The organism is Duganella aceris (assembly GCF_011090165.1).
Taxonomy (GTDB): Bacteria; Pseudomonadota; Gammaproteobacteria; order Burkholderiales; family Burkholderiaceae_D; genus Rugamonas; species Rugamonas aceris.
Genome location: NZ_JAADJT010000011.1, coordinates 87111 through 108510, shown reverse-complemented (window position 1 = coordinate 108510; position 21400 = coordinate 87111). Strand labels below are relative to the sequence as shown.

Annotated in this window: 20 protein-coding genes; 10 read left to right on the top strand and 10 right to left on the bottom strand. The window is 65.2% G+C overall.

Features of this window, described 5'->3' with window-relative positions; all coding sequences use genetic code 11:
• Nucleotides 1–4 precede the first annotated feature (4 nt).
• The 6 genes from GW587_RS22865 to GW587_RS22840 all read right to left on the bottom strand — a co-directional run bounded on the left by GW587_RS22865 (nucleotide 5) and on the right by GW587_RS22840 (nucleotide 6499).
• On the bottom strand, nucleotides 5–958 hold the full coding sequence (locus tag GW587_RS22865) for an alpha-E domain-containing protein (protein WP_166106969.1): 954 nt from the start codon (nucleotides 956–958) through the stop codon (nucleotides 5–7).
• A 10-nt stretch (nucleotides 959–968) separates the two neighbouring features.
• Complete coding sequence (locus GW587_RS22860) at nucleotides 969–2399, bottom strand: circularly permuted type 2 ATP-grasp protein (protein ID WP_166106968.1); 1431 nt, start codon at nucleotides 2397–2399, stop codon at nucleotides 969–971.
• 76 nt (nucleotides 2400–2475) lie between these two features.
• A complete protein-coding gene (locus GW587_RS22855; protein ID WP_166106966.1) occupies nucleotides 2476–3222 on the bottom strand; it encodes a transporter substrate-binding domain-containing protein in 747 nt (248 codons plus the stop codon).
• Nucleotides 3223–3339: 117 nt separating this feature from the next.
• The gene (locus GW587_RS22850) at nucleotides 3340–3852 is read right to left on the bottom strand and encodes a PRC-barrel domain-containing protein (RefSeq protein WP_166106964.1); all 513 of its coding nucleotides are present in this window, start codon (nucleotides 3850–3852) and stop codon (nucleotides 3340–3342) included.
• Between the two features lie 135 nt (nucleotides 3853–3987).
• The gene (locus tag GW587_RS22845) at nucleotides 3988–5226 is read right to left on the bottom strand and encodes a D-amino acid dehydrogenase (RefSeq protein WP_166106963.1); all 1239 of its coding nucleotides are present in this window, start codon (nucleotides 5224–5226) and stop codon (nucleotides 3988–3990) included.
• A 1-nt stretch (nucleotide 5227) separates the two neighbouring features.
• The gene (locus tag GW587_RS22840) at nucleotides 5228–6499 is read right to left on the bottom strand and encodes a serine hydrolase domain-containing protein (RefSeq protein WP_229259601.1); all 1272 of its coding nucleotides are present in this window, start codon (nucleotides 6497–6499) and stop codon (nucleotides 5228–5230) included.
• Nucleotides 6500–6683: 184 nt separating this feature from the next.
• On the opposite strand from GW587_RS22840, the gene GW587_RS22835 reads away from it, so the two are divergent.
• The 6 genes from GW587_RS22835 to GW587_RS22810 all read left to right on the top strand — a co-directional run bounded on the left by GW587_RS22835 (nucleotide 6684) and on the right by GW587_RS22810 (nucleotide 13870).
• On the top strand, nucleotides 6684–7568 hold the full coding sequence (locus GW587_RS22835; RefSeq protein ID WP_166106959.1) for an N-acetylmuramic acid 6-phosphate etherase: 885 nt from the start codon (nucleotides 6684–6686) through the stop codon (nucleotides 7566–7568).
• Between the two features lie 66 nt (nucleotides 7569–7634).
• Nucleotides 7635–8525 (top strand): LysR family transcriptional regulator, encoded by an 891-nt coding sequence (locus GW587_RS22830; RefSeq protein WP_166106958.1) that lies wholly within the window; start codon nucleotides 7635–7637, stop codon nucleotides 8523–8525.
• Nucleotides 8526–8778: 253 nt separating this feature from the next.
• Entirely contained in the window at nucleotides 8779–11526 is a 2748-nt protein-coding gene (locus GW587_RS22825) for a TonB-dependent receptor (protein WP_207393608.1), read from the top strand.
• A complete protein-coding gene (locus GW587_RS22820) occupies nucleotides 11526–12557 on the top strand; it encodes a S66 peptidase family protein (protein WP_166106954.1) in 1032 nt (343 codons plus the stop codon). Before GW587_RS22825 ends, GW587_RS22820 begins: the two co-directional genes overlap by 1 nt.
• Before the next feature lie 39 nt (nucleotides 12558–12596).
• Nucleotides 12597–13388, top strand: a complete 792-nt coding sequence (locus tag GW587_RS22815; RefSeq protein ID WP_166106952.1) for a ferritin-like domain-containing protein — start codon at nucleotides 12597–12599, stop codon at nucleotides 13386–13388.
• An 83-nt stretch (nucleotides 13389–13471) separates the two neighbouring features.
• Nucleotides 13472–13870 (top strand): cupin domain-containing protein, encoded by a 399-nt coding sequence (locus tag GW587_RS22810; RefSeq protein WP_166106950.1) that lies wholly within the window; start codon nucleotides 13472–13474, stop codon nucleotides 13868–13870.
• 6 nt (nucleotides 13871–13876) lie between these two features.
• Here the strand turns inward: GW587_RS22810 and GW587_RS22805 are convergent, their stop codons facing one another.
• The 4 genes from GW587_RS22805 to GW587_RS22790 all read right to left on the bottom strand — a co-directional run bounded on the left by GW587_RS22805 (nucleotide 13877) and on the right by GW587_RS22790 (nucleotide 16510).
• Nucleotides 13877–14623: a substrate-binding periplasmic protein gene (locus tag GW587_RS22805; RefSeq protein WP_166106948.1), complete on the bottom strand. Its 747-nt coding sequence runs from the start codon at nucleotides 14621–14623 to the stop codon at nucleotides 13877–13879.
• 104 nt (nucleotides 14624–14727) lie between these two features.
• On the bottom strand, nucleotides 14728–14928 hold the full coding sequence (locus GW587_RS22800) for a zf-HC2 domain-containing protein (RefSeq protein ID WP_166106947.1): 201 nt from the start codon (nucleotides 14926–14928) through the stop codon (nucleotides 14728–14730).
• Entirely contained in the window at nucleotides 14925–15512 is a 588-nt protein-coding gene (locus GW587_RS22795) for a sigma-70 family RNA polymerase sigma factor (protein ID WP_166106945.1), read from the bottom strand. The genes GW587_RS22800 and GW587_RS22795 overlap by 4 nt, the downstream gene beginning before the upstream one ends.
• A 71-nt stretch (nucleotides 15513–15583) precedes the next feature.
• A complete protein-coding gene (locus GW587_RS22790; protein WP_166106944.1) occupies nucleotides 15584–16510 on the bottom strand; it encodes a catalase in 927 nt (308 codons plus the stop codon).
• A gap of 178 nt (nucleotides 16511–16688) precedes the next feature.
• Here GW587_RS22790 and GW587_RS22785 point away from each other — a divergent pair, with 178 nt between their 5' ends.
• The 4 genes from GW587_RS22785 to GW587_RS22770 all read left to right on the top strand — a co-directional run bounded on the left by GW587_RS22785 (nucleotide 16689) and on the right by GW587_RS22770 (nucleotide 21378).
• Complete coding sequence (locus tag GW587_RS22785; RefSeq protein ID WP_166106942.1) at nucleotides 16689–18131, top strand: catalase; 1443 nt, start codon at nucleotides 16689–16691, stop codon at nucleotides 18129–18131.
• Between the two features lie 19 nt (nucleotides 18132–18150).
• Entirely contained in the window at nucleotides 18151–19053 is a 903-nt protein-coding gene (locus GW587_RS22780) for a LysR substrate-binding domain-containing protein (RefSeq protein WP_166106940.1), read from the top strand.
• Between the two features lie 60 nt (nucleotides 19054–19113).
• A complete protein-coding gene (gene yghU / locus GW587_RS22775; RefSeq protein ID WP_166106939.1) occupies nucleotides 19114–19956 on the top strand; it encodes a glutathione-dependent disulfide-bond oxidoreductase in 843 nt (280 codons plus the stop codon).
• Nucleotides 19957–20070: 114 nt separating this feature from the next.
• Nucleotides 20071–21378 carry an MFS transporter gene (locus GW587_RS22770; protein WP_166106937.1) on the top strand — a complete coding sequence of 436 codons (1308 nt, stop codon included), beginning with the start codon at nucleotides 20071–20073 and terminating at the stop codon, nucleotides 21376–21378.
• Nucleotides 21379–21400 lie beyond the last annotated feature (22 nt).

Below are 21400 nucleotides of genomic sequence, written 5' to 3'. Positions count from 1 at the left end.
TCGGTCAAGCCGCCAGCGGCACCAGGAAATCGCGGCTGACGCGGTTGCCCAATTGGTAGATGTCCGACAGGAATCGGGTCAGCGTATCGTGCAGGCCATCGGCCAGGATGTCGTCGATCTTGGCGAAGCGCAGTTCGGCGTGCAGACGGCCGGCATAACGCTCGGTGTCGGCGGAAACGTCGTTGCGCACCTCGCGCAGGTTCTCGACCACCTCATCCATGCAGGCCAACAGCGAACGCGGCATATCGCCGCGCAACATCAGCAACTCGGCGATGCGCGCCGGGGTGATCACGTCGCGGTACACCTTGCGGTAGATTTCGAAGCCTGAGACCGAACGCAGCAGCGCGCCCCAGTAATAGAAATCGCGCTGCGACATGCCTTCGCCGCTGGTGGCCTCGGCGGCGCCGCCGTGGAACTTGACGTCCAGGATGCGCGCCGTGTTGTCGGCCCGCTCCAGGAAGGTGCCGAGGCGGATGAAATGCACCGCCTCGTCGCGCAGCATGGTGCCGACCGTTACGCCGCGCGACAGGTGCGAGCGGAACTTGACCCATTCGAAGAACTTGCTGGGATCGGTTTCCAGCAGATCGCTGTTGAGGCGTTTCTGCATGTCGAGCCAGGTCTGGTTCTGGATTTCCCAGACTTCGGTGGTCAGCGTGCCGCGCACGGCGCGGGCGTTTTCGCGCGCCTGGGTCAGGCAGGCGACGATGGAGGTCGGATTGTCCGGATCGCGCACCATGAAATCGATGACTTCGCGTGCCTGCAGCGACTGGTGCTTGCGGTCGAACGCGGCTTGCAACTCGGAGATGCCGAGCATCGCGCGCCAGCCCTCGGCGTCCTCCTCGGCGGATTGCGGCAGCATCGACGTTTGCACGTTGACGTCCAGCATGCGGGCGGTATTTTCGGCGCGCTCGGTGTAGCGCGCCATCCAGAACAGGTGATCTGCGGTACGGCTTAACATGGGTGTCTCCTTAGCGTTCCAGTATCCAGGTATCCTTGGTGCCGCCGCCTTGCGACGAGTTCACCACCAGCGAGCCCTCCTGCAGCGCGACCCGGGTCAGGCCGCCCGGCACCATCGAAATGGTTTTGCCGGACAGGACGAACGGCCGCAGGTCGATGTGGCGCGGCGCGATGCCGTTTTCGACATAGGTGGGGCAGGCCGACAGGGCCAGCGTCGGCTGGGCGATGTAGCCGTCCGGCTTGGCCAGCAGGCGTTGCCGGAAGTCTTCGATCTGCTGCTTGGTCGAGGCCGGCCCGACCAGCATGCCGTAGCCGCCCGCGCCGTGCACTTCCTTGACCACCAGCTCGCCCAGGTTGGCCAGCGTGTAGGCCAGGTCTTCCTTCTTGCGGCATTGATAGGTCGGGACATTGTTCAACACCGGTTCCTCGGACAGGTAGAACTTGATCATGTCGGGAACAAACGGGTAGATCGACTTGTCGTCGGCGACGCCGGTGCCGATGGCGTTCGCCAGCGTCACGCGGCCGGAGCGGTAGACCGACAGCAGCCCCGGCACGCCGAGCGAGGAGTCCGAGCGGAACGCCAGTGGATCGAGGAAATCGTCGTCCAGGCGGCGGTAGATCACATCGACCCGTTTCGGGCCGCGCGTGGTGCGCATGAACACGGTGTTGTCGCTGACGAACAAATCCTTGCCCTCGACCAGCTCGACGCCCATTTGCTGGGCCAGGAAGGCGTGCTCGAAGTAGGCCGAGTTGTACATGCCCGGCGTCATCACGACCACGGTCGGATCGTTGATGCCCATCGGCGCCACCGAGCGCAGGTTATCCAGCAGCATGTCCGGATAGTGGTCGACCGGCGCGATCTTGTTGCGGGCGAACAGTTCCGGGAACAGCCGCATCATCATCTTGCGGTCTTCCAGCATGTAGGAGACGCCGGACGGCACCCGCAGGTTGTCCTCCAGCACATAGAACTCGCCTTCGCCGGCGCGCACGATGTCGACTCCGGCAATGTGGGCGTAGATGTCGGAGGCGACGTTGATGCCCTGCATTTCGGGCCGGTATTGCGCGTTCTTGTAGATCTGTTCGGCCGGAATGATGCCTGCCTTGATGATGTTCTGGTCATGATAAATATCATGGACGAACATATTCAGCGCCTTGACCCGTTGAATCAGGCCGGTTTCCATGCATTTCCATTCGGCCGCCGTAATGATGCGGGGAATGGTATCGAACGGAATCAGCCGCTCGGTGCCGGCGTCGTCGCCGTACACGGCAAAGGTGATGCCGACCCGGCGGAAGGTCAAATCCGCCTCCGCCCGCTTGCGTTCTATGGTTTCGGCGGACTGGCGCTGCAGCCAGCCGCAAAACTCGCGGTAGTGTTCACGAACTTCGGTACTGGCGTTGTGTGCCAGACCATCTGCGGTCATTTCATTGAAGAATTTTGCCATATTGAACATTCCCTATTGAGCACATTTATTGTTATATCAAGAAACGTGCCAGAACCCGCGCACGATATTGGTGCAGTCAGCGTTTCAGCGCCAGCAAGCGATACCGTTCGATCTGGCCGGACTCGCGCATCCGTTTCAAGATCGCGGCCAGCCGGGGCGCGAGGTGGGCGTGCTTCTTGTTCAGATAAGCGTATAGCGGCCCGCGCTGCAGCACCGAAGCCACACGGATGCCGGCATCGCGGAACTCCGCGCCGGCGAGCAGCGGTTCGATCGCCTCCACGGCGTCGACGTACAAGTCGGTACGCCCCAGAATCAGTTTGCGCAGGCCGGTTTCGGAAGTTTGCACGGCGGACAGACTGGTGGCCGGCAATACCGCCATCAGCTTGCGTTCGGTGACGGAAAAGCCGAAGCGGTATTCGGTGCGGTAGGTAGTGCCGCGCAACCCCTCCCAACCGGCCGGCAGATGGATGTCCGGGCGGCGGGTATAGGCGGCGGTGGCGACGTAAAGCGTGGGTTCCGGCACGTGGATCATCGTGGTTTGCGTCGCCTCGTACTCCAGGCTGCGCGCCAGCTCGCCGTCGACATTGCCAGCCACCGCCTCGGCGCCGGCGCGCGCGGCGGGGAAGAAGCGGATTTCCAGACCCATGCCCAGCTGCTGAAAAGCCTCCAGGTAAATCAGCTCCAACCAGCGCGAGGAAAAACTGTCCTCTTGACCAAAGGATGCCATGACCAGGCGATCCGGCATGCGCTGGGCAAACGCGGAACCGCACAGCGCCGCCAGCGTTCCGCCGATAATGCCCGTAATAGCGCGTCTGCGCTGCATGGCGGTCCCAGCCTGAAATCAAAGAAGTGTTCAGTATAGCAATTATTGAGCGGAATAAAGAAGCCCGCCCCGCCTGCGGAAAACGCAAGCGGGGCGGGCGCGGGGAGAGTGCTGGAATTAGATGTTGCCGATGTCGCCGCTGCGGCTGCCGGTATAGCCGGGGTCGCTTTGCAGGCTGCCGCTGCCGGAGCCCATCACGCTGCCGCTGGCGGTACGGCCGCCGGGCACGCTTTGCTGGGTGCCGTAGAAGCTGTGCAATTGGGTGGTGAACTCGGCGCTGGCCATGTCGGGCCAATTATCCTGGTCGAAGCCGGGCGCGTTTTTCAGGTGATCCTTGGATACGTCGAGCAGGAAACGCTTGTTGACGGTGTCCAGCTCCAGCGCCTGCCATGGTACGGCGAACAGCTTGTCGCCCATGCCCAGCCAGCCGCCGAACGACAGCACCGCGTAAGCGACCTGGCCGTTGCGCATGTCGAGCATGATTTCCTTGATGTCCCCCAGGTCTTCGTCCTGGCGGTTGTATACATCCTCACCGATCAAGGTGTCGGCGCCCATCAGACGCGGGCCTGGACCCGAGGTGTCGTCGTCGCTGCGATAAATGCCGTAGGTGTCGCGGTCGAGATAGCTCATGGTGGTCTCCAAATGGTTAGTGAAGTCCCCCGTCTTGCAACGAGGTGACAAGACCAATCATGCGGGCGGCACGACGGTTGAGGTATAGGCACACGTGCGGTGTTGTTGTAGGAGGGCGCTGAGTTCCTGGGGAACCTACTTGGGCAGCGTCAGCCCGTCCAGCGTGAACGGCGCCGCCTCGCCGCGCATCAATCCGGCCAGGATGCTGGCCGTGCCGCAGGCGAAGGTGAAGCCCAGCGGGCCGTGGCCGACGTTCAGCCACAGGTTGTCGTAGCGGGTGGCGCCAATGATGGGTGCGCTGTTCGGCGTCGCCGGACGCAGACCGGCCCAGGCTTCGGCACGGTCGTAGTCGGCCGCGCCGGGCATGGCTTCCCTGGCCAGCCGCATCAGGCCCTGCACCCGGCGCGGATCGATGGTGCGGTCGGCGCCGACCATGTCGACCATGGCCGCCACCCTCAGGTCGCCGCCGATGCGCGCGTACAGCACCTTGCGTTCGAAATCGGTCACGCTGACCGCCGGCGCCTGATCCTGGGCGCGAATCGGCGCCGTCAGACTGTAGCCCTTGAGCGGGTACAGCGGCAGGTAAATACCGGCGCCGGCCGCCAGGTCGCGGCTCTGGATGCCGGCGGCCAGCACATATTTGTCGGCGCTGAGCACGCCCAGCGAGGTGCACAGCCCGGTCACCTTGCCATTGGCGGTCTGTAGAGACAGGGTGTTGCCGCGCAACACTCCGTGAAAGCGCGGATGCGCCAGCAAGCGCCGCTCCAGCGCGACGCAGAAGGCGTGGCAATCGGCCACCGCCTCGCCGCTGTTGAAGATGCCGCCGGCCAGATCGCCCTCCAAGGCGGCCAGCGCCGGCTCGCGCAGCACGGTGCCGGCCGGCGTCAGCAGCTCGGCGTCGGCGGCAGCGCGGGCGGCGGTGCGCTCGAACAGCCGACGGCTGCGATACACCACCAGCTTGCCGGCGTCGCGCCAGCCGAATTCGGACAGCGGCAGGTGCAGCGACAGCTGGTTCATCGCATTGCGGCTCAGTTCGCCTAGTTGCAGCAGCGTGGCGGTGGTGCGGCGATTGCTGTCGGCGTTGCAGTTGCGCAGGAATTGCAGCAGCCAGCGCCATTGGCGCAGATCCGCCTCGGGCCGGAAGCGCAGCGGGCCGTCCGGCTGGAACAGCCAGTGCAGCGCCTTCAAGGGCACGCCGGCGTCCGCCAGCGGCGCCACGTAGCGGTAGCTGAGCTGGCCGCCGTTGCGGTAGCTGGCGACGCTGCCCACTTCCGGCTCGCGCTCCAGCAGCGTGACGTGGTGTCCCGCCTCCAGCAGCCACCAGGCCGAGGTCAGGCCGACCACGCCGCCACCGATCACGATCACTTGACTCATATCACTGTCCCAGGATGGCGCGGCGGTACAGCGCGGTGAGGATGCGTTCTTCGCTGCGCGTCATGGCGGAGTAGCGGCCGGGGTGGCGCTCCGGATCGGCGCCGGTGCCGCCGATCAGCGAGATCATGCCGTTGCCGCTGTCCAGATCCACCACGAAGGTCGAGATCAGCCCGTACGCGTCGCCCAGATGGCCGCTGGCGCTGAAACCGCCGCCCTCGACCAGCCGGTTGCCGCCGCCCGCAGCGTCGTCGAAGCGCTGGCTGCCGAGTCCCCAGCTGTGATACAGGCCGCGATAGGTGTCGCCGTTGCCGCCGCTGTAGGTCCATTGCCGGCTAAACATCAGCTTGATGGTCTTGGGCTGCAGGATTTGTTGCTCCTGGTGGCGGCCATCGTGAATCAGCATCAGCATCACCTTGCCCAGGTCGCTGGCGGAAATACGCAGGCCGCCGGTCGGGCTGAACAGCGTCCCGTTGCTGCCGATGACGTAGCTGGCGATGCCGGGCGGCGCGACCGGCGGACGCACGCCATAGTCGTCGACCTGGGCGATCCATGGTCCGGCAGGGTTCCATTCCTCGCTATCGACCGCGCGCTTGCGGTACAAGGTCGCCACATCGGCCAGTTCGGCTGCCGAAAATTCGGACGGATTGTAGCCGCCGCGCAGCTGCATCGGGCCGAGCAGGAGGCGCCGCATCAGGCGGTCGAAACGCTCGCCGCTGACTTTCTCCATGATGGTGCCGATCACGCCCCAGTTCAGGTTGCTGTAGGTGAAATAAGCGCCAGGCGCGGCTTCCGGCGCCCACATGCCGGCCTCGGCCCCGGACAGCTTGTCCTTGATCGCCACACTGGCCGGCCACGAGTAGCCGGCGCCATCGCGCAGCGACGAAGTGTGCGTGAGCAACATGCGCAGCGTGATCGGCTGGTCCGGAAACGCGGGGTTGCGCAGCGGATAGCCGAGATACAGGCCGGCGTCGGCGTCCAGCGCCAGTTTTCCCTGCTCGACCAGCTTCATCAGACCGAAGGTGGTCATCATCTTGGACACCGACGCGACGCGGTACATGGTCTCCGCCGTGGCCGGCAGCGGCGCCTCTCCCAGGCGCCGCGGCCCGGTTTGATACTGGTAGACGACTTTGCCGCCGCGCACCGCCAGCACCGACAGGCTGGACAACGGCAGCGCCGGGTCGGTGGCGACGGCGGCCAGTTCCTGGTCCAGCGTGGCCGACTGGGCGCCGCCGCCGAGTCCGGCCATCAAGATCATGCCCATCAGAGCCTGCATTTCCGGTTTCATAGTGGCCCTTGTTGAATCGTTAAGGCACAGAATACCGGCGCTCCGTGCGCCTCGCCAATGAAAACCGGCTGTTGCCATATAACTTTTCGGAATGCCCGCCCGGCAAGCTTTCATGAGCATTCGGCGGGCGGGGCGATTACACTTCTTACAATCGAATCCCTACAGGCAGACGATGCTCAATACCGAACTCCCCAGCGAGGAACACGCCGCCCTGGACCAATATCCGACCGCCGACCTGGTCGACACGCTGATCGCCGACCAATTCAACGCGGTGCAGGCGGTGCGCAACGCCACGCCTTCGATCACCGCCGCGATCGAGGCCGCGGCGCCGCGCATCGCGGCCGGCGGACGCCTGATCTACGTCGGCGCCGGCACCTCCGGCCGTCTCGGCGTGCTCGATGGCGTAGAACTGTACCCGACTTTTTCCTGGCCGCATGAGCGCGCCTTGTCGCTGCTGGCCGGCGGCAAGGGGGCGATGTTCCAGGCGGTGGAGGGCGCGGAGGACGACCGGCAGCAGGGCGGGGCGGATCTGCTGGAACTGCTGCCGCAAGCCAACGACGTGGTGCTGTTGCTGGCCGCGTCCGGCACCACGCCCTATGTCTTGGGCGCGCTGGACGCCGCCAACGCCAGCGGCGCGCTGACCATCGGCATCGCCAACAACGCCGGCGCGCCGGTGGTGGCGGGCGCGCAGATCGGCATCACGCTCGACACCGGCAACGAAGTCATCTCCGGCAGCACCCGGTTGAAGGCCGGCACGGCGCAGAAAATCGTGCTCAACACCATCTCCAGCGCCATCATGGTGCGGTTGCACAAGGTCTACGGCAACCTGATGGTCGACATGCAGCCGACCAATATCAAGCTGGTGCAACGCGCCGTGGCGCTGACGATGCACGCCACCGGCGCCGACGAGGCCGCCGCGCGCGAGGTGCTGGAGCAATGCGGCTTCCACGTCAAGGTGGCGATCGTCGCGCTGTTGCGCAAGCAGCCGGTCGCGCAGGCGCAGGCCCTGCTGGCGCGCACCGACGGCAGCGTCCGCGCCGCGCTTTCGGCCCCCTGAGCGCGGGCTTTGATGGGCGCGTCACTCCTGCTACAGTAGCGGCTTCCGCAACCCGAAAGCAGGACGATGCGCTTACGCCATATTGAAGTTTTCCACGCCATCATGCAGGTCGGCACCATTAGCGGCGCGGCGCAGGTGCTGCATATCTCGCAGCCCGCCGTGACCAAGGTCTTGCAGCATTGCGAGCTGCAGCTGGGCATGCCGCTGTTCGAACGCGTGCGCGGCAAGCTCTATCCGAAGCCCGAGGCGCACCGCCTGTTCGCGGAAACCGAAAAACTCAACCGCGACCTGCAAGGCATCCGCCGCCTCGCGGCCAGTCTCAAGCACAGCACCGTCGAAACCATCCGCCTGGTGTCGACCCCGACCATCGCCGTCAGCGTGCTGCCGCAGGCGATGAGCGCCTGGCGCCGCAGCTTCGCCGACACCCGCTGCGAACTGGCGACCCACCACACCAGCGAAATCGTCAACACGCTGCGCCTCGGCGAGGCCGACCTCGGCCTGTCGTTGCAGGATCCGCGCCACCCCGGCATTCTGGCCGAACCGATCGCCCAAGGCGTGATGACGGTGATCGCGCCGCCGGGACGCTGGCCGGCCGCCGGGAGCGCCGAACCGCTGGGCGCCGCCGGCCTCGAAGGCGAGTTGATCGGCTATGCCGACACCGATCCGCTGGGCGAACTGGTGGTCGCCGCCTGCGAGGCGCAAGGCATCCAGCCACGTTTCCACACCGTGGTGCAGACCTACCAGATCGCCCGCTCGCTGGTGGAAGCGGGCGGCGGCATGGCGGTGGTCGATCCGTTCACCGCCGCCTCCGGCCGTGGCCGCCTGCAAAGCCGGCCGTGGGCGCCCGCGATCACCATCCAGCTCTACCTGCTGACCCCGGCCCACGCGCCGCTGTCGCACGGCGCGCGCCAGCTGGCCAACAGCATCGCGACCGCCGCCCGCGCGCTGCTCGAATAGACTTTATTTGTTGCAACGTGGCTAAAAAGATACAGATACCATTCCGTAAATCGGCCGCTACTGGCATCCTCCTGCGTCGCCGCCCGCTTCATTCCTAAAAGTTATAGCCGCAAAAGCTTATTTCATTGTCAGGGGGAGCGGGCAAGCGCTAATCTGATTTCGCCGGGATGACGTAATGCTATGACATTGCCACCCGCCGCACACGATAGATCGCAGGTATCAATCCAAGGGAGAGGCCGTGAAGGTTAAGAAAATGGCGCAAATGATTGCGCTGATAGGTGTAGTGGCTCCGGCGGCAAGTCCGGTCTTTGCGCAAGACGTCGCACCTGCGTTGCAACGGGTGGAAATCACCGGCTCCAGCATCAAGCGGGTGGCGAAAGAGGGCGCGTTGCCGGTCCAGGTCATCAATTACGAGACCATCGAGAAGTCCGGCATCACCAGCACCGAGCAACTGATCCGCAGCCTGTCGTCCAACGGCACCGGCGCCGACAATATGACGTCCGGTAACAACGTGTTCGGCGCCGACGCCGACCGCGTCAGCGGCGGCGCGTCGTACGCCTCGCTGCGCGGCCTCGGCCCGAACAGCACGCTGGTGTTGCTGAACGGCCGCCGCATCGCCGCCTTCGGCGCCAGCGCCAAGGCGGTCGACCTGAACGCGATCCCGCTGGGCGCGATCCAGCGCGTCGAAATCCTGAAGGACGGCGCCTCGGCCATCTACGGCACCGACGCCATCGGCGGCGTCATCAACTTCATCCTGCGCACCGACTACCGTGGCCTGGAAGCGTCGCTCAACGACAACTTCACCGAACACGGCGGTGGCGCCACCCGCCGGCTGTCGCTGCTGGGCGGCGTCGGTTCGCTGCAGAACGACGGCTTCAACCTGATGGGCAGCGTCACCTACGACAACAACGACAAGCTCAGCTCCAGCCAGCGCAGTTTCGCCAACGGATTCCAGCCGTCGCGCGGGCTGTCGCCGGACACCACCGGCACGCCGTACGCCAACCAGCTGACCGGCGCCGGCACCGCGCTCGGCACCGGTTTCACCCGTCCCGGCGACAGCACCACCTACCTGCAGGCCAACCCGCTGAGCTTCCAGGGCAAGTGCGACACCATCCCCGGCATGTCGCAATACCAGACCGCGCTGTGGAAGGATGTCACCGCCGCCAGCCGCAGCACCTATTCCTGCGCCTACGACTACGGCGCCGACTACATCATCAGCTTCCCGGTCGAGCGCCTGAACGCGGTTTCGCGCGGCACGCTGCAAATCAACGCCGACCACAAGCTGTTCGTCGAAGCGCTGTACGGCCACAGCAAGGCCACCGCCGAATTCACGCCGGTGCAGATCTCGACCTCGCTGGCCAACGGCAGCGCCTATCCGGTCGGCGGCGCGTATTACCAGGACTTGTCGGCCTACATCCCGACCTTCGACAAGACCAAGCCGATCATCTACAAGTGGCGCGCCAACCCATGGGGCAACCGCACCCAGGAAAACGTCACCGACAACGCGCGCCTGCTGGTCGGCGCCGAAGGCGTGGTCCGCAACTGGGACTACCGCGTCGGCCTGTCGCATGGCGAGAGCACCACCAAGACCGCGCTGCTGGACGGCTACGGCTACACCAGCAAGATCTACAGCGCGCTCGGCACCGGCATCATCAACCCGTGGCTGCTGGCCGGCCAGAGCCAGACGCCGGAAGCGATGGCGCTGGTCGAATCGACCAAATTCCGTGGTGCCTTCCAGCACGGCAAGACCAAGCTGACCCAGCTGGACGGCAACGTCTCCGGCGAAATCTGGCAACTGCCGGCCGGCGCGGTATCGATGGCGGTCGGCTTCGACCTGCGCCGCGAGGGCTATAGCTTCGCGCAGGACGTCGACGCCACGCAGATCCTGCTGTCGCCGGGCAACGCCGCGCTGAGCGACGCCAGCCGCGACATCAAGGCGGTCTACACCGAACTGCTGGTGCCGATCACCAAGCAGCTGGAAGTGCAGCTGGCCGTGCGCCGCGACCACTACAGCGTGTTCGGCGACACCACCAATCCGAAGATCTCGTTCCGCTACGAGCCGGCCAACTGGCTGCTGTTCCGGGGTTCGGCCAACAAGGGCTTCCTGGCGCCGAGCTTCACCCAGCTGTACTCGGCCCAGTTGTCGCAGGAACTGCCGAACGGCATCATCGATCCGATCGGCTGCCCGCAGCACCCCGGCGATCCGCTGTATTGCGCGATTCCGCGCCTGCCGTATTTCACCGGCGGCAATCCAACGCTGAAGCCTGAAACCTCGAAGCAGGGCAGCCTGGGCGTCGTGATCGAGCCGGTCAAGGGTTACTCGGCGTCGCTGGATTACTGGGCGATCAACTCGCTGAACCGCATCCTGAACCGCACGCCGCAAGTGGTGCTGGCCAACGCGGCCCTGCTGCAGAACAACATCATCCGCAACGCCGACGGCACTATCGCCTACGTCACCGCCGGCTGGATCAACGCGGCGGGCGCCAAGACCCGTGGCGCCGACCTCAGCCTGCGCGGCGAAGGCAAGATCGACGGCTACTCGTGGAACGCCAACCTGGACGGCACCTACACCCAGAGCTTCAAGTTCGCCGAGATCGAAGGCCAGCAATACAAGGAATACGTGGGCAACTTCTACACCCGCGACCTGTACCTGCGCTGGAAGCACAACGCCAGCCTGAGCGTGGGACGCGGCGACTGGAGCGCGATGCTGATCCAGAACTACAGCTCCGGCTACAACGACCAGCTGCCGAACGGCGGCAAGGGCACGCCGCCGGCCGGCTTCAACCCGCACGTCAAGTCGTACACCAAGTACGATCTGTCGGCGACCTACAGTGGCATCAAGAATACGACGATCACCATCGGCATCCAGAACTTGCTGGACACCGACCCGTCGTTCACCGCGCACAACGTGGATGAGGTGGTGGGCGCCGGTTGGGATCCACGCGTCGCCGATCCGCGCGGCCGCTCGCTCAACATCCTGCTCAAGTACAAGTTCCTGTAATGTCGGGCTTGTTCAGCCGGCGGCAGTTCGGCAATCTGCTGGCCGCCGCCGCGCTGGGTTCGGCGGCGCTGCCTGCAACGGCCGCGCCGCCTTCTCGGAGAAAATCCATGCGGCTGTTGAAACCGGCCCGACTGCGGCCGGGCGACTTGGTCGGCATCATCGCGCCCGGCGGCTTCACCAACGAAGCCGCGCTGGCCAAGGCGGTCGCCAACATCGAATCGCTGGGACTGCGGGCGCGGCTGGGCGACAACGTCCACTACGTCTACGGCAATTACGCCGGCACGGTGGAACAGCGTGTGGCCGACCTGCACGCCATGTTCCTCGACCCCGAGATCAAGGCGGTGTGGGCGATACGTGGCGGCTCCGGTTGCATCTCGCTGCTGGAGCACCTCGACTACAAGCTGATCCGCGCACATCCCAAGGTGCTGGTCGGATACTCGGACATTACCTGCCTGCACCTGGCGCTGTTGAAGCACGCCGGGCTGGTGAGCTTCCACGGCCCGGTGGCCTCATCGACCTTCTCCGAGTACGCGGTGACGCAGCTGCAAAACGTGCTGATGACCCCGCACGACGAGTACACCATCGAGATGTACGCCGAACACGCGCCGCGCACCGTGCACGGCGGCGTGGCCACGGGCCGGCTCATCGGCGGCAATCTGTCGCTGGTGGCCGCGTTGACGGGCACGCCATACGCGGCGGACTTCAAGGACGCCATCCTGTACCTGGAGGAAGTCAACGAAGAACCCTACCGCATCGACCGCATGCTGACCCAGCTGCAGCTCAGCCAAGGCTTCCGCAACGCCGCAGCGGTGATGATCGGCGTCAACGAGAACTGCGAAGCGCCGGAAGGCGACAGCGCGCTGTCGCTGGACGACACCCTCGACCAGCACCTGCAACCGCTGACCAGGCCGGCCGGGGTGGGCTACAGCTTCGGCCACATCCGCAACCAGTTCACCATCCCGGTCGGCATCCGCGCCCGGCTGGATGCGGACCGTCACACGCTGACCTTGCTGGAGCCCGGGGTCTCGTAGCTGTTACACTGTCGCCCTCATTGAATTGAAGGACACAGTATGGAACTCCGCGCGCGCGCACTAGCATGCCTGACCGAGGCCGACCCGGCCGCCAAGACGGCGGCGGTGGCCGCGATGGCGGTGGCGTCGGCGCAGGGTGCGTGCACGCTTGATCCGCAGGCGGCGATCATCGCATCCGCCGCCATTCCCGGCCGTCCGGCCAAGCCGGATCTGGTGCCGCCGCGACTGGTCGGGCGCCGCTCGATGAACACGGTCGAGGGCCGCGCCATGTTGATCCACGCGCTGGCGCATATCGAATTCAACGCCATCAACCTGGCGCTCGACGCGCTGTGGCGCTTTCCCGGCATGCCGCCCGCGTACTACACCGACTGGCTGCTGGTGGCCAAGGAAGAGGCCTACCATTTCTCGCTGCTGGCGGCGCATTTGCAGACGCTCGGCTATCGGTACGGCGATTTCAGCGCGCACGACAGCCTGTGGGAAATGGTCGAAAAGACCTGTGACGACGTGCTGGCCCGCATGGCGCTGGTGCCGCGCACGCTGGAGGCGCGCGGCCTCGACGCCAATCCGCCGCTGCGCGCCAAGCTGGCGCAGGCAGGCGACATGGACGCCGCCCGCATCCTCGACATCATCCTGCGCGACGAAATCGGCCATGTCGAGATCGGCAACCGCTGGTACGGCTACCTGTGCCGGCAGCGCGGCCTGGATTTGCGCGAGGCCTACGCCGAACTGGCCGCCCGTTACAAGGCGCCGGCGCTGCGCGGCCCGTTCAACATCGAAGCCCGCCTGCAGGCCGGCTTCACCGAGGAAGAAGTCAGGGCACTGGAGTCCTAGCCGGCGGGTGCTACACTGAAATCATCAGCCCGGACGGCCAGGTCGCCGGTTCCCCCGCTGACCAACCAGCGGAGGAATACAATATGAAAACCACTCGCATCGTTACGATGGGCGCGCTGCTCATCGCGGCCGGCTTCGCGCATCCCCAGCAACAGCCGGCCGCCGGCGGCATCGGCCGCACCGAGGCCATGCGGCACGACTACGACGACAAGCACGACTTCATCCAGGTACGCGTCGACTTCGGACCGGGCGCGGCCTTCCCGAAACACACGCATCCCGGCGTGGAGGTGGCGTATGTGCTGAGCGGCACGGTCGAATACCAGCTTGGCGACCAGCCGCCTGTGGTGCTCAAGACTGGTGACGCGTTATACATTCCAGCCGGTACGCCGCACTCCGCAAAGAGCGTCGGCAACGCAGCGGCGGCGGAGCTGGCGACCTACATTGTTGAAAAGGGCAAGCCTGTGCTGGTGCTGTCAAAATAGGCGGCGCTATCTGGCCGGCGCATGGGCATCGTCGAACTTCTTTACGATCCGGGCGTAGCTGCCGTCCTGTTGCATGGCTTCGAACGCCGCTTTCCATTTTTCGCCCTCGCGCGGGTCGAATTCCGGCGAGCTGACCAGATACAGGCCAGCTTTTCCTATCTGCCCGCCGACGCGCGGTTCCGCCAGCACCTTCCCCAGACGTGTCTGGGCGGCGCGCAGGACGCGCGGCGTGGCGATCCAGATGTCGATCCGGCCGAGCGCCAGTTTGCGGGCATTGCTTTCAGCGCTGACCGAAGTCTGAATATTCCGAAAGCCCGCCCGCCGTGCGAACAGCTCGGCCGGAGAGCCGAGAATGACGCCGACGCGCATATCCAGCGCCGCCTCCACCGATGAAATGTCGACCGTACTGCCGCCTGCGGCGACCATGTAGAAACTCGAATCGAACAGCTTCACCCACCAGATATATTGGCCTTCCATCTCCGGAAAGCGCCACAGCGTGCCAATCGCATCATGGCGGCTGCGCAGCAGGACGCGCTGGCGCTTCAATGGCATCGGAGCGATGGGGCCGGCATGATGCACGCGCTGCGCCATCTCCGACAGCAATTCAAACAGCAAGCCCTGCTGCTTGCCGTTCTCGCTGTAGGCCATTGGATCCACGCCATCGACATACACAACCGGCTCGCCATGGGCGACCGCCGCCGATGCGAGCAACAACAAACATGCCACCGCCCGCAGCCGCGTCAAAGCGCCCATGTTCAGCTCCCGGCCAAAGCCTCGATTGTGATGGATCGGACAAGCAAAGAGAAGCCGCGCTGCCGAAATTCACCCTTTCTTTCAACGCAACAACGAAGCGTTCACTAACGATGCTGGCGCGCCAGTAGCGTTTCCAAGTGCGCGAACAGCTGGGCGAACTGGGTGGAGGCGATGCGGCAGGCGTCGCAGGTGTCGAGATGGGCGGCGAGCCGCGCGCTCTGCTCGTCGTCCAGCGCCGCATCGCGCGATTCGGACACCAGGTAGGTGGTCTCGCGACAGCTGATTGGTACGATTTCAGGTTTCATTCCAGTTCTCCCCAGCCGCGCACGGCGCATTCACGCAAGCGCATGCGGGCGCGATACAGTATGACGCGCAGGTTCCCCGCGCTGACGGTGCTGTGCTCTTCGATCTCCGCCAACTCCATGCCCAGGTATTCGCGCATCAAAAATAGCCGCGAGGTTTCCTCCGGCAGGCGGGTCATGCACAGCTCGACGATGTCCAACAGCTGCCTTTCGGCCGCCTTGGTGGCGCCGCACACCGTGTCGATGAAGACCGCCGGATGCCAGGCGTCGTCGGCGGTGAACAGCGCATCGAACTCGGCGCGGTGATCGTCGCCGGACGATTCCTCCACCATCGGCGCGCTGTAGCGGCGGCCGCGTATCGCGTCGACGATCTTGTTGCGCAGGATGCCGGTCAGCCAGCTGCGCAGCATCGATCGGCCCTCAAAGCCGCGCCAGCCCTTGGCGGCGCCGAGCAGGGTCTCCTGCACGGCGTCCTCGGCATCGGCCTGGCTGCCCAATTGCAAACGCGCCAGACGCAGCAGGAACGGACGTTCCAGCGCCAGCGCCTGCCACAGCGCCTCAGGGCTGGCGGGATGAGTTGATGACATGATGCATTCCTGCGTTCGATAACTCGGATAGCTTACGGCATTCGGCAGGCGCCGGATACGCCTGCCGATCCTCATATTGTGCGCCGCTTCAAGGAGACGGCATAAGCCGCCGCACGCGCCAGCAAAATCGGATCTTCAGAGGCGCCGATGCCGGCCGGCAGGTTGACCGGCACGAACACCAGACCGTCGCAGGCGCCGTGTGCGGCGATGCCCGTCACCCGCAAACGCCCGAGCTTGACCATGCCGGCGCCCAACCAAGGCTGGCTGGGGTCGGTCAGCGAATCGCCTTCGGCCGGCAACTGCGCCATCACGTCGAATTCAACCGCCGCCGCATGGGTGCGCAGTGCCAATTCCTCTTCGAGGAAGGCATCCGGATAGGCGATCTCGTCTTCGTCCGACAGATAACGCGTGCCGGCCAGCGGCTGCACCACGATGCGGGCGGTCTGCACCGCGCCGGTGGCGGACTTGAAGGTGAAGGCGTTGTTCGAAAAATACGGTGTGGTCGCGTATGAAGCCGGCGCGCCGTGCGCAGCCAGCAAGGCCGGTTGGCGCGTGCCGTCGGGGAATTGCGCATTGTGCGCGGCGATCTTGGCCGGATCCGGCTTCCTGGTCAACGGATCGGCGACGCGGGCAGCGAGGAAGCTGACGAACGACTCCGGCGTCGCGGCGAAGAACACCGGCTCCGACAGCAGCACCAGATCCCAGTCCTGCTCGCCATGGGAGACGCGCACCGCCATGCCGCGCACCGAACGGCTCTTGTCCGAGACGCCGGGATTGCCGCCGCCGACCGAAAAGCGCAGCGTCGCCGCCAGCGCTTCGGCGCGGAACAGCGGGCCGTCGACCAGTTGCGCCGCATCCGGCGACGGCAGGAATTCGCCTCGGGCGCAGAATCCCTTGGCATGCGACGCGCGCTTGCCGGCATGCTTGCCGAAGGTATCGTTCAGCGCATCGATCATGGCGACCGGTCCCGGCCGGGTGACGATGTTGGTGGTGTCCATATTGCTCTCCATGTGTAGGTTCATGGTGTTAAGTCGAGCCAGAACGCTTGGCGTTACAGATATTTTATATATAGATATATCCTATATATAATAGATAGAGGATATATTGGATCTAATATTGCGGTGGCCTTAAGATTTCTTACACGCAAAGGCGTAAGAACAACTCAAGGAGCAGAAAATGAACGACAAACTCACCACCGCATTCGGCGCCCCCGTCAGCGACGACAACAACATCATGACCGCCGGCCCGCGCGGCCCGGCGCTGCTGCAGGACGTCTGGTTCCTGGAAAAGATGGCGCACTTCGACCGGGAGGTCATTCCCGAGCGCCGCATGCACGCCAAGGGCGCCGGCGCCTTCGGCACATTCACCGTCACCCACGACATCACGCGCTACACCAAGGCGGCGATCTTCTCGGAAGTCGGCAAGAAAACCGAGATGTTCACGCGCTTTTCGTCGGTCGCCGGCGAGCGCGGCGCTGCCGACGCCGAGCGCGACATCCGCGGCTTCGCGCTGAAGTTCTACACCGAGCAGGGCAACTGGGACCTGGTCGGCAACAACACACCGGTGTTCTTCATCAAGGACCCGCTCAAGTTCCCCGACCTGAACCACGCGATCAAGCGCGATCCGCGCACCGGCATGCGCAGCGCCGACAACAACTGGGACTTCTGGACGCTGCTGCCGGAGGCGCTGCACCAGGTGACCATCGTCATGAGCGAGCGCGGCATTCCGCGCGACTGGCGCCACATGCATGGCTTCGGCAGCCATACCTACAGCTTCATCAACGCCGCCAATGAGCGCTTCTGGGTCAAGTTCCATTTCCGCACCCAGCAGGGCATCCAGAACATGAGCGACGCCGAAGCCCAGGCCATCATCGGCACCGACCGCGAGAGCCACCAACGCGACTTGTTCGACGCCATCGAAGGCGGCGACTTCCCGCGCTGGACGCTGTTTGTACAGGTGATGACCGAGGCCGAGGCGGACGTCTATCCGATCAATCCGTTCGACCTGACCAAGGTGTGGCCGAAGAAAGACCATCCGCTGATCGAGGTCGGCGTGGTGGAACTGAACCGCAATCCCGAGAACTTCTTCCAGGACGTCGAGCAGGCCGCGTTCGCGCCGGCCAACATCGTGCCGGGCATCGGCTTCTCGCCCGACAAGATGCTGCAAGGGCGCCTGTTCTCGTATGGCGACACGCAACGCCATCGTCTCGGCGTCAACCACGCGCAGATTCCGGTCAACGCGCCGAAGTGCCCGGTGCACAGCTACCACCGCGATGGCGCGATGCGGGCCGACGGCAACGGCGGACGTGGCACGCACTACGAGCCGAACAGCCGTGGCGCATTGCAGGCGCAGCCGGACTTCTCTGAGCCGCCGCTGAAGAACGAGGGCGCCGTCGCGCGCTGGAACCATCGCGAGGATGACGACTACTATTCGCAACCACGCGCGCTGTTCCAGAACATGAACCCGGAGCAGAAACAGATTCTGTTCGATAATACGGCGCGCGCCATCAACGGCGCATCGCAGGCGGTGGTCGAACGGCACATCGCCAACTGCGCCAAGGCCGATCCGGCGTACGGGCAAGGCGTGGCTGATGCGATCGCGAAACTGGCCCAGGCCTAACCTTTAACAACGGAAGCACATGAGCCTCTCTGGAATCAACCTGCGTGATTTTGAATACGTGATCGCCGTGGCGGAGCTGGGCAGTTTCGTCAAGGCGGCCGAGCGTTGTCACGTATCGCAGCCGTCGCTGTCGATTCAGATCAACAAGCTGGAGGATCGCTTGAAGGTCGTGATCTTCGAACGCACCACGCGGCGCAACATCATCACGCCCCAGGGACGGGAGCTGATCGAGCAGATGCGGAAAGTATTGCGCGAAGCCGATCAGCTGCTGGCGATGACCGGCGACTCGGGTCTGCCGTTCGGCGGCACCTTGCGCTTGTCGGCGATCGCGACGCTCGGCCCGTATTATTTCCCGCATGTGCTGCAAGGCTTGCGCCGGGCCTATCCGGACCTGGCGCTGGTGCTGAGCGAAGGCAAGACCGACGAACTGATCGTCGCGCTGAGCAACGGCGAAGTCGACGCCATTCTGATCAGCCCGCCGTTCGCCGACGCCGGCCTGCAATCGGCGCCGCTGTTTCGCGAACCGTTCGTGATGGCCAGCCCCAGCGGCCACCACGCCAACGCCGACCAGGGTTGCGGCTGGCAGGGACTGGCGCCGAACGACCGGCTGCTGCTGTCGGAAGGGCATTGCCTGCGCGACCAGGCGATCGCCGCTTGTTCGGACGTGTCGGCGTCCAACCGCCACGCGACCAGCCTGGAGACGCTGAAGTACATGGTCGCGGCGGGGGAGGGCTGCACGCTGATGCCGGCGCTGGCCGCGAGCGAGGTCGCGGGCCTGGTGTACACGCCGCTGACCGGCACCGCGTACGCCAGGACCATCGCGCTGGCATGGCGCCGCAGCGATCCGCGCGGCGCCGAACTGGCGCAATTGGCGTCCCACCTTCGCGCCTTCCGCCACCCGGCGATCGAGAACCTGGGGTGAGCAAGCAAGACATTTCCACCCGTGTTACATTCATTTCTGAATGAATTTTTGGAGTGGTAGATGACAGATCAATTGAAATACGTGCCGCCTGCGATATGGGTGGCACCCGAGTCCTCGGGCGGTACGTTCGCCAGCATTAACCGCCCGGTCGCCGGCGCCACCCACGAGCGTGAACTGCCGGTCGGCAAACATCCGCTGCAACTGTATTCGCTGGGCACGCCGAATGGCGTCAAGGTCACGATCATGCTCGAAGAGCTGCTGGCGCTGGGCCACGCCGGCGCCGAATACGACGCCTGGCTTATCAAGATCAACGAAGGCAATCAGTTCTCCAGCGGCTTCGTCGGCATCAATCCGAATTCCAAGATCCCGGCCCTGACCGACAACAGCGGCGACCAGCCGCTGCGCGTGTTCGAGTCCGGCTCGATCCTGATGTATCTTGCGGAAAAATTCGACGCTTTCCTGTCCAAGGCGCCGGCGCAGCGCACCGAAACCTTGAACTGGCTGTTCTGGCAAATGGGCTCGGCGCCGTTCGTCGGCGGCGGCTTCGGCCACTTCTACGCTTACGCGCCGGAAAAGCTGCAATACCCGATCGACCGCTACGCGATGGAAACCAAGCGTCAGCTTGACGTGCTGGACCGGCAACTGGCGGCGCACCGCTATGTCGCCGGCGACGAGTACACCATCGCCGACATGGCGATCTGGCCGTGGTACGGCGGCATTGTGCTGGGCCAGCTGTACGGCGCGGCGGAGTTCCTGTCGGTGCACGAGTACAAGCACGTGCGCCGCTGGGCCGACGAGATCGCCGCGCGGCCGGCGGTGATTCGCGGCCGCAAGGTCAATCGCTCGTTCGGCGATGCGGCGGAGCAGGTGCCGGAGCGGCACGACGCGTCCGACCTGGACTGAGGTAACGCCCTTCTGGCGAAAGAGGGAGGCTGGCCAACTGGACGTGGCCTCCCTTGCAGCTTAGAATTTCAGCAAGCAGCGCCGCCCCGGCGCCCCGCCTACTGAGATCACGCCATGTCGCAGAGCACCGATACCTGCGGCGCCCATGAGTTGTTCCAGCCGGGCGCCGGCCCGACTAGCGCGCCGCCCACGGCGCGCGTCCTCGGCGCGGCGGCCGTGGGCAATCTGCTCGAATGGTATGACTGGGGGGTGTATGGTTTTCTCATCACCTACATCGGCCTGAATTTCTTTCCCTCCGGTTCCAGCAGCGCCACATTGATGATGACGTTCGCCGCCTTCGGCGCTGGCTTCCTGATGCGGCCGCTTGGCGCCGTCGCGGCCGGCTGGATCGGCGAAACCCATGGCCGCAAGGATGCGCTGCTGGTCACCTTGCTGGTGATGGCGATGGGGACGGTGCCGATCGCCTTCATTCCCAGCTATCAGAGCATCGGCCTGTGGGCGCCGCTGCTGCTGCTGTTGTGCCGCTTGTTGCAGGGGCTGTCCACCGGCGGCGAGCTGGGTGGGTCGCTGGCGTTCCTGGCCGAGTGGGCGCCGGCGCGGCACAGGGGTTTGTACGTCAGTCTGCAGCAGGCGTCGACGCATGGCGGCACCTTGCTTGGCTCGGCCGCCGCCGCGTCGCTGAACGCCGTGTTGACGCCGGAGCAGATGAACGACTGGGGCTGGCGCTTGCCGTTTCTTGCGGGCGGCGCGTTGTTGCCGGTCGCGCTGTGGCTGCGCTTCAACATCGACGAGACGCCATGCTACCTCGCCGCCAAGCGCGGCGCGGCGGCGGCTTCCGTGCCGGCGCGCGAACTGGCGCGGGCGATGGGGCTGATCGCCGCGCCGGTCGCATGCCAATACCTGTTTTTCACCTACATGGCGACTTTCGCGGTCCGCTACGGCGGCCTGACGGAGGCCGAGGCGCTGGGGGCGAACACCGCCGCGCTGGCCATGCTGATGCTCTGCACGCCCATCATGGGCGCCGCCTCCGACCGGTTCGGACGCAAGCCGCTGCTGCTGGCCGCAAGCATGCTGCTGTTGCTGGCCGCCGGCCCGGTGTTCGCCAGCGTCGCCTCCGCACCCGGCGCGGCCAGCGTCCTGATCCTGCAAGCCCTGCTGGCCATCGTGGTCTCGATGCTGCACGGCGCCGGCCCCGCCGCCGTGACCGAACTGTTCCCGACGCACGGCCGCGCCTTGCTCGTGTCCATCGCCTACGGCCTGGGCGTCGCGCTGGCCGGCGGCTTCGCGCCACTGGCCGCCATCTGGCTGATCGACCGTACCGGCTCGCCCGCCGCGCCGGCGCTGTACATCGCCGCCGCCTGCGGCATCACCGCGTGGTCCGCCGCGCGCATGCCGGAGACGGCGCAACGACGACTGGCGTGAGTACGCCAACCATTCGGGAGTG

Coding starts and splice junctions, on each gene's coding strand:
- GW587_RS22865 (WP_166106969.1), bottom strand. CDS start 958: ATGTTAAGCCGTACCGCAGATCACCTGTTCTGGATGGCGCGCTACACC.
- GW587_RS22860 (WP_166106968.1), bottom strand. CDS start 2,399: ATGGCAAAATTCTTCAATGAAATGACCGCAGATGGTCTGGCACACAAC.
- GW587_RS22855 (WP_166106966.1), bottom strand. CDS start 3,222: ATGCAGCGCAGACGCGCTATTACGGGCATTATCGGCGGAACGCTGGCG.
- GW587_RS22850 (WP_166106964.1), bottom strand. CDS start 3,852: ATGAGCTATCTCGACCGCGACACCTACGGCATTTATCGCAGCGACGAC.
- GW587_RS22845 (WP_166106963.1), bottom strand. CDS start 5,226: ATGAGTCAAGTGATCGTGATCGGTGGCGGCGTGGTCGGCCTGACCTCG.
- GW587_RS22840 (WP_229259601.1), bottom strand. CDS start 6,499: ATGCAGGCTCTGATGGGCATGATCTTGATGGCCGGACTCGGCGGCGGC.
- GW587_RS22835 (WP_166106959.1), top strand. CDS start 6,684: ATGCTCAATACCGAACTCCCCAGCGAGGAACACGCCGCCCTGGACCAA.
- GW587_RS22830 (WP_166106958.1), top strand. CDS start 7,635: ATGCGCTTACGCCATATTGAAGTTTTCCACGCCATCATGCAGGTCGGC.
- GW587_RS22825 (WP_207393608.1), top strand. CDS start 8,779: ATGGCGCAAATGATTGCGCTGATAGGTGTAGTGGCTCCGGCGGCAAGT.
- GW587_RS22820 (WP_166106954.1), top strand. CDS start 11,526: ATGTCGGGCTTGTTCAGCCGGCGGCAGTTCGGCAATCTGCTGGCCGCC.
- GW587_RS22815 (WP_166106952.1), top strand. CDS start 12,597: ATGGAACTCCGCGCGCGCGCACTAGCATGCCTGACCGAGGCCGACCCG.
- GW587_RS22810 (WP_166106950.1), top strand. CDS start 13,472: ATGAAAACCACTCGCATCGTTACGATGGGCGCGCTGCTCATCGCGGCC.
- GW587_RS22805 (WP_166106948.1), bottom strand. CDS start 14,623: ATGGGCGCTTTGACGCGGCTGCGGGCGGTGGCATGTTTGTTGTTGCTC.
- GW587_RS22800 (WP_166106947.1), bottom strand. CDS start 14,928: ATGAAACCTGAAATCGTACCAATCAGCTGTCGCGAGACCACCTACCTG.
- GW587_RS22795 (WP_166106945.1), bottom strand. CDS start 15,512: ATGTCATCAACTCATCCCGCCAGCCCTGAGGCGCTGTGGCAGGCGCTG.
- GW587_RS22790 (WP_166106944.1), bottom strand. CDS start 16,510: ATGGACACCACCAACATCGTCACCCGGCCGGGACCGGTCGCCATGATC.
- GW587_RS22785 (WP_166106942.1), top strand. CDS start 16,689: ATGAACGACAAACTCACCACCGCATTCGGCGCCCCCGTCAGCGACGAC.
- GW587_RS22780 (WP_166106940.1), top strand. CDS start 18,151: ATGAGCCTCTCTGGAATCAACCTGCGTGATTTTGAATACGTGATCGCC.
- yghU (WP_166106939.1), top strand. CDS start 19,114: ATGACAGATCAATTGAAATACGTGCCGCCTGCGATATGGGTGGCACCC.
- GW587_RS22770 (WP_166106937.1), top strand. CDS start 20,071: ATGTCGCAGAGCACCGATACCTGCGGCGCCCATGAGTTGTTCCAGCCG.